Here is a 13,507-nt window from a genome sequence, read left to right as displayed (position 1 = left end):
ATCTAAAAATAGTGAGATTTTCAATACAAGTAAGCCTTTACTTATAAAAAATGATATAATGATAGCAAAGATAAAAAGGGGGATTGTGTTGTGAAAAAGACTTTTTTCGTGCTTTTATTTAGCTTGTTTTGTATTTTACCACTCTCTGTTTTTGCGGTTGATTTTAAGATTCGCTCTTATCAAGGTGATTTGTATATTCATGCAGATAATACGGCAGAATTTAGGGAGAAAGTAGTCTATTATTTTGATGAAGACTTTAATGGACAACTAGTAGGACTTGGCCGTTCTGGTAAGATGCCAAAGGGCTTTGAAATAGATCCCAGTCCGAAGGTTCAGGTATGGAAAAATGCTAGCGCCATTGAGAATGTCAATAGTGAAGTGATAGAAGAATCGGAAGGTTATACTGTAAAAGTGTATAATCCAGGCCAAGAAGGGGATACCGTTGAAGTGGTAATCACATGGCAACTAAAAAACCTCCTATTTCTATATGATGATATCGCGGAACTTAATTGGCAACCCTTGACAGATAGTTCAGAACCTATCGAAAATTTTGAGTTTCGGGTAACAGGCTTTAATGGAGCTGAAAAACTTTTCTTTCATACAGGGAAACTCTTTACAGAGGGCAAGGTAGAGAAGACAGGTGGTGATTATCGTGTTCATTTGCAGAACCTACCTCGTCAGCGTGGGGTTGAATTGCATGCCTATTGGCCTAGAAAAGATTTTGGAACTGATTTGGATCAGGGATTGAAGGGCAATCGTTTAGCAGAATTTGAAAAAATAGAGGAGTCCATTGCTGCTGAAAAAGCTCAAAGCAAAGCTCTGGTTACGTGGATTATCCCTTCTCTACTCTCGCTTTCTTTAGTCTTTAGTGCCATTTTCTCTCGCATTTACCGAAGAAAAACCTCCCCATCGAAGAAACATGCTAAAAATCACCGTCTCTACGAACCGCCAATGGACTTAGAACCGATGGTTTTATCGGAATCTGTTTACTCCACTTCTTTAGAGGAAGTCAGTCCCTTGACCAAGGGAGGAGGGAAGTTCACCTTTGACCAACTCGTTCAGGCAACCTTATTGGATGTGATCGACCGTGGAAATATTTCAATCATCTCAAATGGAGATGAGGTCCGTCTAAAAGTCGTAAAAGAAAAAGGATTGGCAAGTTTTGAAAAAGATTGTCTTAATTTGGCCTTTTCAGGAAGAGAAGAAGTGCTTGTTTCAGATTTGTTTGCAGATTACCAAGTGTCAACTAGTCTTTACCAAGGTGCAAAAGCAGCTGATGAAAAACGAATTCAGAAAACAGGACGTAAACTTAAGTCGTCTTTTGAGCAAGCTCTGAAGCAGATGCAGGATGGAGTGAGAAAGCGGGTTTCCTCTTTGCAACTTCCAGATTATTATCGTCCACTGAGTAATGGGGAAAAAATCCTGCGATTGACGATAGGTGTCTCTACTCTTCTACCTACTTTCGTTGGTTTTGGCTGGTTCTTGTACAGTTTGGATGCTCACGGGTATCTTTCCCTGCCACTTCCTATCCTTGGGTTTGTGAGCTTGATGTTAGCTGCCGTCTATTATTGGACGACCCGATTTGATACTCGTGATGGTGTTTTAAACGAAGAAGGACTAGAAGCGTACTATCTCTGGACTAGTTTTGAAAACATGCTTCGCGATATCGCCCATCTAGACAAGGCAGAATTAGAGAGTATTGTTCTTTGGAATCGCCTCCTTGTCTATGCTACTTTATTTGGTTATGCGGACAAGGTGAGTCATTTGATGAAATCTTATCAGATTCAAGTTGAGAATCCAGATATCAATCTTTACGTAGCTTATGGCTGGCACAGTATGTTTTATCATTCAACTGCTCAAATGAGCCACTATGCTAGTATTGCAAACACAGCAAGTACCTACTCTGTATCTTCTGGAAGTGGTTCGTCTGGTGGCGGATTCTCAGGAGGCGGAGGCGGTGGAAGCATCGGCGCCTTCTAGAAAAAATCTATCGCAACATCCGAAATTGTGCTATAATAGAGGACAGAAAAAGGAGTAATACATGTATCTTATTGAAATTTTGAAGTCGATCTTTTTTGGGATTGTTGAAGGAATTACAGAATGGTTGCCCATTTCAAGTACGGGTCACTTGATCTTGGTTGAAGAATTTGTCCAATACAAGGACCAGAATGAAGCCTTCATGTCCATGTTTAATGTTGTCATCCAGCTTGGTGCCATTTTAGCAGTTATGGTCATTTACTTTAACAAGCTTAATCCTTTCAAACCTGGTAAAACTAAGGTAGAAGTTCGTAGAACTTGGCAGTTGTGGTCAAAAGTCTTTGTTGCGACCTTGCCTTTGCTATTGGTTTTTAAACTAGATGATTGGTTTGATGCCAACTTCCATAACATGGTTTCAGTTGCAATCATGTTGATTATCTATGGTGTTGCCTTTATCTACCTTGAAAAACGAAATAAGGCGCAAGCCATTGAACCAACAGTGACAGAGCTAGACAAGTTGCCCTATAAAACAGCCCTTTACATTGGGCTCTTCCAAGTCCTCGCCCTCTTTCCAGGAACGAGCCGTTCAGGTGCGACGATCGTTGGTGGTTTGTTAAATGGAACAAGCCGCTCAGTCGTAACAGAGTTCACCTTCTATCTCGGAATTCCTGTTATGTTCGGAGCCAGCGCTTTAAAGATTTTCAAATTTATTAAAGCAGGTCAACTCTTGAGTTTTGGACAACTGTTCTTGCTCTTGGTTGCCATGGGTGTTGCCTTTGCGGTCAGCATGGTTGCTATTCGTTTCTTGACCAGTTATGTGAAAAAACACGACTTTACACTCTTTGGTAAATACCGTATCGTACTCGGTAGTGTCTTGTTGCTCTATAGTTTTGTGCGTTTGTTTGTATAAGAAAAAAGCTTGAGGGAAGTTTCCTTCAAGCTTTTTAAAATCCTGTCACCGTAATTCCTAGTAAACGGATACCTTTTTCTTTTTCAGCTAGCTCTTCGTAGAGTTGAAGGGCGGTTTGAGAAATCTGACTAGCGTCCTGTGTAGCTTGTGGGAGGCTTTTTCGTCTAGTCAGAGTGGAGAAGTCAGCATATCGTATTTTTAGGATAATGATTTTTCCAGCTTTGTCCTGCTTGCTGAGATTGTGAGCTACCTTTTCGGAGAGAAGAGTCAGCTCTTTTTTGATATCTTCTTCATCCTGGAGAATCTTACTATAGGTTTTCTCCTTCCCGATTGATTTGCGGATGCGATTGGACTTGACTGGAGAATTGTGAATACCACGAGCCTTTCGATAAAGATCATAACCAAGTCTGCCAAAGCGATCGATTAAAGTAACTTCTGAGACATCCAATAAGTCTGCACCAGTATAAATGCCCATTTCATGAAGCTTTTCTACTGTCTTCTTTCCTACACCATGAAATTTAGCAATGTCCATTTGTTTGAGAAAGTCTTGGGCTTTGTCAGGTAGAATCACTGTCAAACCATGTGGCTTCTGATAATCACTGGCCATTTTAGCTAGAAATTTATTGTAGGAAACGCCTGCAGAAGCGGTCAGGTGTAGTTCCTGCCAGATATCCTCTTGGATGAGGCGGGCTATTTTGACGGCTGACTTGATACCGAGTTTATTTTCCGTCACATCTAAGTATGCCTCGTCGATACTCATAGGTTCAATCAAATCAGTGTAGCGTTTAAAAATAGCTCGAATCTCAAGTCCCACAGTCTTATACTTTTCATAATTTCCAGAGATAAAGACAGCTTGGGGACAGCGCTCATAAGCTTCTTTAGAACTCATGGCTGAATGAACACCAAAAACTCGTGCCTCGTAGCTACAGGTAGAAACGACACCTCGACCACCTGTTTGTCTGGGATCACTTCCGATGATAACAGGTTTGCCCTTTAACTTGGGATTATCTCTGATTTCCACCGCAGCAAAAAAGGCATCCATGTCGATATGGATGATTTTTCTGGACAGATCATTTATCAATGGAAATATGAGCATTCCAATCCCTTTCTAGTGTCATTTTCTATTTATTATACCCTTTTTTCTGAAAAAATGGGAAAGTTCAACCTGACTTTCAAAAATATAATACAGATAAGAACAAAAAAGAGACTGTATTATAAAAGAAAGCGTCTAAAATGCCGATTTTCTCTTGTTGAAATCGGTTACTGTATGGTATACTTGTCTCAAGAATGTAACAGATGACTGTTACTAGAAAAAAGAGGACATTAACATGGTTGTTAAGACAGTTGTTGAAGCACAAGACATTTTTGATAAAGCTTGGGAAGGCTTCAAAGGCGTAGATTGGAAAGAAAAAGCAAGTATTTCTCGCTTTGTTCAAGCTAACTACACACCTTATGATGGAGATGAAAGTTTCCTTGCTGGACCAACAGAACGTTCACTCCACATCAAAAAAATCGTAGAAGAAACAAAAGCACACTACGAAGAAACTCGTTTCCCAATGGACACTCGTCCAACATCTATTGCTGATATTCCTGCTGGATTTATCGACAAAGAAAATGAAGTTATCTTCGGTATCCAAAACGATGAACTCTTCAAATTGAACTTCATGCCAAAAGGTGGTATCCGTATGGCTGAAACTACTTTGAAGGAAAATGGATATGAACCAGATCCAGCTGTTCACGAAATCTTCACTAAATACGTAACAACAGTTAACGACGGTATCTTCCGTGCCTACACTTCAAACATTCGTCGCGCTCGTCACGCTCACACTGTAACTGGTCTTCCAGATGCCTACTCACGTGGACGTATCATCGGTGTTTACGCACGTCTTGCTCTTTACGGTGCAGACTACTTGATGCAAGAAAAAGTAAACGACTGGAATGCGATCAAAGAAATTGATGAAGAAACAATCCGTCTTCGTGAAGAAGTAAACCTTCAATACCAAGCATTGCAACAAGTTGTTCGCTTGGGTGACCTTTACGGAGTTGATGTCCGCAAACCAGCGATGAACACGAAAGAAGCAATCCAATGGGTTAACATCGCCTTCATGGCTGTCTGCCGTGTGATTAACGGTGCTGCTACATCTCTAGGACGTGTGCCAATCGTATTGGATATCTTTGCAGAACGTGACCTTGCTCGCGGTACATTTACTGAATCAGAAATCCAAGAGTTCGTTGATGATTTCGTTATGAAACTTCGTACAGTTAAATTTGCTCGTACAAAAGCTTATGACCAATTGTACTCAGGTGACCCAACCTTCATCACAACTTCTATGGCTGGTATGGGTAACGATGGTCGTCACCGTGTTACTAAGATGGACTACCGTTTCTTGAACACTCTTGACAACATCGGTAACTCTCCAGAGCCGAACTTGACAGTTCTTTGGACTGACAAATTGCCATACAACTTCCGTCGCTACTGTATGCACATGAGCCACAAACACTCTTCTATCCAATATGAAGGTGTAACAACAATGGCTAAAGACGGATACGGAGAAATGAGCTGTATCTCATGCTGTGTGTCACCACTTGACCCAGAAAACGAAGATCAACGCCACAACATCCAGTACTTCGGTGCTCGTGTAAACGTTTTGAAAGCCCTTCTTACTGGTTTGAACGGTGGTTACGACGATGTTCACAAAGACTACAAAGTATTTGACATCGATCCTATCCGTGACGAAGTTCTTGAATTCGAATCAGTTAAAGCGAACTTTGAAAAATCTCTTGACTGGTTGACTGACACTTATGTAGATGCTTTGAACATCATCCACTACATGACTGACAAGTACAACTACGAAGCTGTTCAAATGGCCTTCTTGCCAACTAAACAACGTGCTAACATGGGATTCGGTATCTGTGGATTTGCAAACACAGTTGATACATTGTCAGCTATCAAATACGCTACCGTTAAACCAATCCGTGACGAAAATGGATACATCTACGATTACGAAACAATCGGTGAATACCCACGTTGGGGTGAAGATGACCCACGTTCAAACGAATTGGCAGAATGGTTGATCGAAGCTTATACAACTCGTCTACGTAGCCACAAACTATACAAAGACGCAGAAGCTACTGTATCACTTTTGACAATCACATCTAACGTTGCTTACTCTAAACAAACTGGTAACTCACCAGTCCACAAAGGTGTATACCTCAACGAAGATGGTTCTGTGAACTTGTCTAAACTTGAATTCTTCTCACCAGGTGCGAACCCATCTAACAAAGCTAAAGGTGGATGGTTGCAAAACTTGAACTCACTTGCTAGCCTTGACTTTGGTTACGCAGCTGACGGTATCTCATTGACAACTCAAGTTTCTCCACGTGCTCTTGGTAAGACTCGTGACGAACAAGTTGATAACTTGGTAACAATCCTTGATGGTTACTTCGAAAACGGTGGACAACACGTTAACTTGAACGTTATGGACTTGAACGATGTTTACGAAAAGATCATGTCAGGTGAAGACGTTATCGTACGTATCTCTGGATACTGTGTAAACACTAAATACCTCACTCCAGAACAAAAAACTGAATTGACACAACGTGTCTTCCACGAAGTTCTTTCAATGGATGACGCCTTGAGCTAAGATTCAATTAGAATAGAAAGAAAGCTAGTCTATAGGACTGGCTTTTTTCTATATCTAAAAGATAAATTTTCGACATATCATATGAAAAATACTGAGAGATTTTGTTAATTCTTGTGACAATGTGTTGAAATTCGAGAGAATAATATAATAAAATCTTATAAAAACTTATTTTCTAGTTATTAAACTTGAATAGATTGTATTGAGATGTTATAATACAATAGATAAACTCTAGTTAGTGATAGGGGTTGTCAAAATGGTATGATGTAATCTCTTAGGGAGATTAGAAATAAAAATTTCATAAAGAAAAGAGGAGAAGAAATGTCGAAAAGCAAAGCGTTAAATATGCTTTCTAAATTTTCTGCGTTAGCTTTTGCTATTTTAGGCCTAGCATCTGTTTTGATAGGCATTGTTAAAGCAGATAATCCTGTTTCAAAAGAATTGACACAAGTCATTACAGGTATTGATCTGTTAGATGCTTCAGATACTAAGCAAAATGTGAGTTCAGAAGGAGATTTCTCGCTTCGTACGAATTTAGCATATAAGCTTCGCGTGACTTTTGATCTCAAACAGTATAATGAACATTTGAATAATGGAGATTATTTTACCTTTGATATACCTGCTCCTATGGCAGTTTATGAGGGGAGTCAGGATTTAATCGATCCGACAACAAAAGTTACTATTGGAGAAGCTGAAGTGACTTCAAATGGGACTGATCAAGGTGGGAAAGCAAAAATCACCTTGAAAAACTTGGATAAATATCTAGAGAAAACTGGTGGAGATAAGGTAAAGGATGTGTCAGGGAATTTTTCTGTTACTTTTAGATTCTTAAAGGATCAGAATAAAACCCGCATAAACTTTAATTCATCCTCATTGAAGCAAGAAGTGACTCACATTTATTCATCAAAAACAATCGATGGTCCCAAAGTTGGTACTGAAAATTATGCTAAAATTGGGGGTCGTGCTGCCCTTGAAAATTGGAACTCTCCAAAACTGGCTGAGATTGGTTCGGTTAGCAAGGGAGATGCATGGTCTACCTGGCGTGTACGTGTAAATACAGAGAAACAAGACTTAGGACAAAATATTGTATTACATGATACTATACCAAATGATGATACTAGTTACACTCCTGCACAGTATATTCCTGAGACTCTAAAAGTGTATAAGGCAAATATCACTGTTGGGACTTCTGCTGTTCCAGATGATGCAGTTTTGTTAACTGAGGGACAAGACTATACCGTTTCGTGGAACGAAAACTATACTTCATTTGATATCATTTTTAAAGATGGAACGACCTCTTATATAGTCTCTTATAACACAACAACTCCTAATGATGGAAGTAAAGTAGGAAATAGGGTTGCTCTGTCATTGGCTGACGGGACTAAATTAGCACAGAATACAAGTCGTCCGGGAGCACTTGATATGACAGCTGAGGCGACATCTTTGATTTCTGGTACGATTGTAGCATCTACTGCTTACCAAATTAAGATTCATAAGACTGATGCCTTCACTCTTGCTCCGGTTTCGGGTGCGGTATATACTGTGACAGCAGCAGATGATGCAAGTGAAACAACAGAAGTGACTACGAATGAAAAAGGAGTAGCGCTTACGAAAACTTATGATCAGAAATGGGAAGGTAAAACGTTTAAGATCAAAGAGAAGACTGCTCCAGCAGGTTATAAACTAGATGAAAAAGAGTATACAGTCAAACTCGGTGCTGCGGGTTCTACTATTCATCTTAAAGACGAACCTGTTCCAGCTGTATTCAATGTGACGGCTAAGAAAGTAGTAGAAGGACGTACAGATAAACTTCCAAAAGCAGATGAGTTTACCTTTAACCTGTTTACTGCAGAGAACTTGAAGGATCCTGTAGCTACAGCAAAATCAAAAGCTGATGGGACTATTACCTTTGAGAATCTCCAAGTAAAAGGTGCGGGAACTTATCACTACATCATCAAAGAAGACACTTCAACAGCAGTTGCAGGCGTTGCATTTGATACAGAAGCCAAGGAAGTTACTGTAGCAGCAACTTTCCAAAGTGGAGTTTTAACAGCAACTGTCACATCTGCAGAACCAACTTTCACTAACACCTATAAAGCAACTCCAGCTAAAGAAACTATCACAGCTAAGAAAGTCTTGAATGGTAAAGACCTTGAAGCTGATAAATACGAATTCGAACTTAAAGAAGGTGACAAAGTCGTTGCGACAGCTAAAAACGCTGCAGACGGCACCGTTACTTTCAAAGAAATTGAGTTAGAAACAGCAGGTGAATACACTTACACTATCACTGAAAAAGCAGGTAGTGAAAAAGGTGTGACATACGATACTGCTAAACACGAAGTTAAGGTAAAAGTTACAGATAACGGCCAAGGTCAACTTGTTGCAACTGTTACAGGTAACAACCCAACCTTCACCAACACTTATAAAGCAGCTAAAACAAGTGCAACGATTACAGCTAAGAAAGTCTTGGAAGGTAAAGCCCTTGAAGCTGATAAATACGAATTCGAGCTTAAAGAAGGTGACAAAGTCGTTGCGACAGCTAAAAACGCTGCAGACGGTACTGTTACTTTCAAAGAAATCGAATACAATGAAGCAGGCGACCACACTTACACTATCTCAGAAAAAGCAGGTAGCGAAGCAGGTGTGACATACGACACTGCTACACATGAAGTGACAGTAAACGTTACAGATAACGGTCAAGGTCAACTTGAGGCGGCTGTTGCAGGTAACAACCCAACCTTCACCAACACTTATAAAGCAGCTCCAGCAAAAATTGCTATTGAAGCTAAAAAAGTTTTGAACGGTAAAGAGCTAGAGATAGATGAGTTTGAGTTTGAACTGAAAGAGGGTGATAAGGTTGTTGCGACAGCAAAGAATGCTGCTGGTGGATTGATTCGTTTTTCTGAAATTAGCTATTCAAAAGCAGGAGTATATAACTATACTATTACAGAAAAGGTTGGCAATAAACTTGGTGTAACTTATGATAAAACAGAACATCCAGCAACTGTAGAAGTGAAAGATAATGGCTCAGGTCAACTTGTCGCGACAGTTACAAGTGAAACACCAGTTTTCGTTAATGACTATAAAGCGGAACCTGCGCAGGCTACAATCAAAGCTAAGAAAGTCTTGAAAGGAAAAGCGCTTGAAGCTGATGCTTATACTTTCGAACTGAAAGAAGGTTCAGACCTTGTAGCTACGGCTAAGAATACTGCCTCAGGAGAAGTTGTCTTCAACGTCACTTTCTCAGCAGCAGGCGATTACGCTTACACTATTACTGAAAAAGCTGGTGACGATAAAACAATCACTTATGATCAAACTGCGTATGAAGTGTTCGTCACTGTTGCGGATGATGGTAAAGGCCAATTGGTTGCGACTGTAGAAGATGCGGATACAGAACGGGTCTTCACAAATATTTATACAGCACCAGCTCCAACAGCTACATCAGCAACACTTGAGTTTACGAAAGAATTGACTGGTCGTACTTTGGTTGATGGTGAGTTCCAATTTGAATTGTACAAAGATGGACAAAAAATTGATACAAAAACAAACCAAGGTGGGAAAGTAACATTTAATGCAATCAACTATGATGCAGAAGGTGTTCATACTTATACTGTAAAAGAAGTGAATGCTGGAGCAACTGGTATTACTTACGATACAGAAAAGACTGCAAAGGTAACAGTAACCAAAGATGCAGCAACCAACGCCTTGAAGGCAGCTGTTGAATATCCAGCAGGTAATGTCTTCAAGAATAGCTTCAAAGCACCAGCGGTAGAAGCTACGATTGAAGCAACTAAGAAACTTGAAGGTAAAGAACTTGCGGCTGATGCTTATACTTTCGAATTGAAAGAGAAAGGCGCCGTTGTAGCTACAGCTAAGAATACTGCCGAAGGTAAAGTAGCCTTTGTTCGTTCATTCGAAGAAGCAGGTACTCACACTTATACCTTGGTTGAAAAAGTTGGTACTGAAGAGGGTATTGAATACGATAAGACTGAGCATACTGTAACAGTCACTGTAGTTGCAGATGGTCAAGGTCTCTTGACTGCGACTGTCTCATATGCAGATGGTAAAGCAGTTGTATTTACAAATAAATACACTGTTCCAACACCAACACCAGAACCAAATCCAGCTCCAAATCCAGCTCCAAATAATCCAACACCAACACCAGATCCAACGCCAAATAATCCAGGAACAAATCCAACTCCAGGAACAGAACCAACTGGTCCAGGACAAAAAGAGGATCCAAAACCAGCACCTCCAGCTACTGAGACTAAAGGTAAAGCTGAACTTCCAAACACAGGGGAAGCAACCTCTATCCTTTCTGCGCTTGGATTTGTAGTCTTGGCATTGAGTGGATTGGTATTCTTCGTAAAACGCAAAGCTTAAGCTTTTGTAGAAGAAACATGAAACTTGGTAAGTGAGAATTCTACTTCTCTCTTAAACCTGATAGAGAAAGTCTCTAGAAAATTCGTTTTCTAGGGGCTTTTTTTGTACTTCAAAAAATTTTTTAAAAAAATAGTCAAATTTGGTCAAAAAGTTATTGACTTTTACTGACTAAAGTGGTATAGTAGAAACATAAGGAAAATGAATTCCTTAGAAAACTTCATTTTCAATGATCCTATTTCTTGAAAATGTATGATAGATACCCTAGAAAGGGGTGAGGCCTATGTTAAATCTAACAGATTTTGAAAAGAAGATGATAAAAGGCTTATTTAAGAAAGAAAAACCAGAAATTATACGTAGGGTAGCTAGTTAGCTAGTCTAAAATTTTTAAAACAAAGATCAAAGATAGTCAATATCAGAGATCGCATATAATTAAGAATAAACGAGGTAAAGAATATGAACAACAACTTTAATAACTTTAACAACATGGATGATTTATTTAACCAATTGATGGGAGGTATGCGAGGATATAGTTCTGAAAATCGTCGCTACTTGATTAATGGACGTGAAGTGACACCTGAGGAATTTGCTCACTATCGTGCAACTGGTCAATTGCCAGGTAATGCAGAATCTGATGCACAAATGCAACAACACGCTTCAGGTATGAAACAAGACGGTGTCCTTGCTAAACTAGGTCGTAACTTGACAGCGGAAGCTCGTGAAGGCAAGTTGGATCCTGTTATTGGACGAAACAAGGAAATTCAAGAAACATCTGAAATCCTCTCGCGTCGTACCAAGAACAATCCTGTACTTGTCGGAGATGCAGGTGTTGGTAAGACAGCCGTTGTCGAAGGTCTAGCACAAGCTATTGTGAATGGAGATGTTCCGGCTGCCATCAAGAACAAGGAAATTATTTCTATTGATATCTCAGGTCTTGAGGCTGGTACTCAATACCGTGGTAGCTTTGAAGAAAACGTTCAAAATCTAGTCAATGAGGTGAAAGAAGCAGGGAATATTATCCTCTTCTTTGATGAAATTCACCAAATCCTTGGCGCTGGCTCAATCGGAGGAGACAGTGGTTCTAAAGGGCTTGCGGACATTCTCAAGCCAGCTCTCTCTCGTGGTGAATTGACCGTTATTGGAGCGACAACTCAAGACGAATACCGTAACACCATCTTGAAAAATGCAGCTCTTGCTCGTCGTTTCAACGAAGTCAAGGTCAATGCTCCTTCAGCAGAGGATACCTTTAAAATCCTTCAAGGGATTCGTGACCTCTATCAACAACACCACAATGTCATCTTGCCAGACGAAGTCTTGAAAGCAGCAGTGGATTATTCTATCCAATACATTCCTCAACGTAGCTTGCCAGATAAGGCTATTGACCTTGTAGACGTAACGGCTGCTCACTTGGCAGCTCAACATCCTGTAACAGATGTGCATGCTGTTGAACGGGAAATTGAGGCAGAAAAAGACAAGCAAGAAAAAGCAGTTGAGGCAGAAGACTTTGAAGCAGCTCTCAATGCTAAAACTCGCATTGCAGAATTAGAGAAAAAAGTCGAAAACCACACAGAAGACATGAAAGTGACTGCCACTGTCAATGATGTGGCCGAGTCCGTAGAGCGTATGACTGGTATCCCAGTTTCTCAAATGGGGGCATCTGATATCGAACGCCTAAAAGATATGGCTCATCGTTTGGAACACAAGGTTATCGGCCAAGACAAGGCAGTAGAAGCAGTGGCTCGTGCTATTCGTCGTAACCGTGCTGGTTTTGATGAAGGCAATCGCCCAATCGGTAGCTTCCTCTTTGTAGGTCCAACTGGGGTTGGTAAGACCGAGCTCGCTAAGCAATTGGCACTGGATATGTTTGGAACTAAGGATGCTATCATTCGTTTGGATATGTCTGAATACAGTGACCGCACAGCTGTATCTAAGTTAATCGGTACAACAGCAGGTTATGTGGGTTATGATGACAATAGCAATACTTTGACAGAACGTGTTCGTCGTAATCCTTACTCTATCATTCTCTTGGACGAAATTGAAAAGGCGGATCCTCAAGTAATCACCCTTCTCCTTCAGGTCTTGGATGACGGTCGTTTGACTGATGGTCAAGGAAATACAGTGAACTTCAAGAACACGGTCATTATCGCGACATCAAATGCTGGATTTGGCTATGAAGCTAACTTGACAGAAGATGCAGATAAACCAGAATTAATGGATCGTTTGAAACCATACTTCCGTCCAGAATTCCTTAACCGCTTTAACGCAGTTATCGAGTTCTCACACTTGAATAAGGAAGACCTTTCTAAGATTGTGGACTTGATGTTGGCTGAAGTCAACCAAACCTTGGCTAAGAAAGACATTGATTTGGAAGTCAGCCAAGCAGCTAAGGACTTTATCACAGAAGAAGGCTATGACGAAGTTATGGGTGTTCGTCCTCTCCGTCGCGTGGTTGAACAACAAATTCGTGATAAGGTGACGGACTTCCACTTGGATCATCTAGATGCTAAACATTTGGAAGCAGATATGGAAGATGGCGTTTTGGTTATTCGTGAAAAAGCCTAACTCAAGATTTTGAGAATAAAAAAAGAAGGAACTAGCT

General features: G+C 40.3%; 6 protein-coding genes. 5 read left to right on the top strand and 1 reads right to left on the bottom strand.

The window, feature by feature from the left end; translation table 11 throughout:
* Window positions 1-90 precede the first annotated feature (90 nt).
* Window positions 91-1,980, top strand: coding sequence for a DUF2207 domain-containing protein (locus tag MK395_RS07010; RefSeq protein WP_268711569.1), 1,890 nt, complete (start codon window positions 91-93; stop codon window positions 1,978-1,980).
* Between the two features lie 61 nt (window positions 1,981-2,041).
* Complete coding sequence (locus MK395_RS07005) at window positions 2,042-2,887, top strand: undecaprenyl-diphosphate phosphatase (protein WP_000280787.1); 846 nt, start codon at window positions 2,042-2,044, stop codon at window positions 2,885-2,887.
* 34 nt (window positions 2,888-2,921) lie between these two features.
* Here MK395_RS07005 and dinB read toward each other — a convergent pair whose 3' ends face one another.
* Window positions 2,922-3,983: a DNA polymerase IV gene (dinB, locus tag MK395_RS07000; protein ID WP_042902880.1), complete on the bottom strand. Its 1,062-nt coding sequence runs from the start codon at window positions 3,981-3,983 to the stop codon at window positions 2,922-2,924.
* Between the two features lie 232 nt (window positions 3,984-4,215).
* On the opposite strand from dinB, the gene pflB reads away from it, so the two are divergent.
* The 3 genes from pflB (at window position 4,216) to MK395_RS06985 (ending at window position 13,470) form a co-directional block, all read left to right on the top strand.
* Window positions 4,216-6,531, top strand: coding sequence for a formate C-acetyltransferase (pflB, locus tag MK395_RS06995; RefSeq protein WP_000260621.1), 2,316 nt, complete (start codon window positions 4,216-4,218; stop codon window positions 6,529-6,531).
* Window positions 6,532-6,849: 318 nt separating this feature from the next.
* A complete protein-coding gene (locus tag MK395_RS06990; RefSeq protein WP_268711568.1) occupies window positions 6,850-10,911 on the top strand; it encodes a Spy0128 family protein in 4,062 nt (1,353 codons plus the stop codon).
* 453 nt (window positions 10,912-11,364) lie between these two features.
* Window positions 11,365-13,470 (top strand): ATP-dependent Clp protease ATP-binding subunit, encoded by a 2,106-nt coding sequence (locus MK395_RS06985; protein ID WP_001063360.1) that lies wholly within the window; start codon window positions 11,365-11,367, stop codon window positions 13,468-13,470.
* Window positions 13,471-13,507 lie beyond the last annotated feature (37 nt).

Source organism: Streptococcus oralis, from assembly GCF_026782085.1.
Classification (GTDB): domain Bacteria; phylum Bacillota; class Bacilli; order Lactobacillales; family Streptococcaceae; genus Streptococcus; species Streptococcus oralis_DA.
This window is presented reverse-complemented; position numbering and strand designations above follow the sequence as displayed.

What these genes read in the sequence shown, in the direction of transcription:
- MK395_RS07005 (WP_000280787.1), top strand. Translation starts at nt 2,042, where the DNA reads ATGTATCTTATTGAAATTTTGAAGTCGATCTTTTTTGGGATTGTTGAA.
- dinB (WP_042902880.1), bottom strand. Translation starts at nt 3,983, where the DNA reads ATGCTCATATTTCCATTGATAAATGATCTGTCCAGAAAAATCATCCAT.
- pflB (WP_000260621.1), top strand. Translation starts at nt 4,216, where the DNA reads ATGGTTGTTAAGACAGTTGTTGAAGCACAAGACATTTTTGATAAAGCT.
- MK395_RS06990 (WP_268711568.1), top strand. Translation starts at nt 6,850, where the DNA reads ATGTCGAAAAGCAAAGCGTTAAATATGCTTTCTAAATTTTCTGCGTTA.
- MK395_RS06985 (WP_001063360.1), top strand. Translation starts at nt 11,365, where the DNA reads ATGAACAACAACTTTAATAACTTTAACAACATGGATGATTTATTTAAC.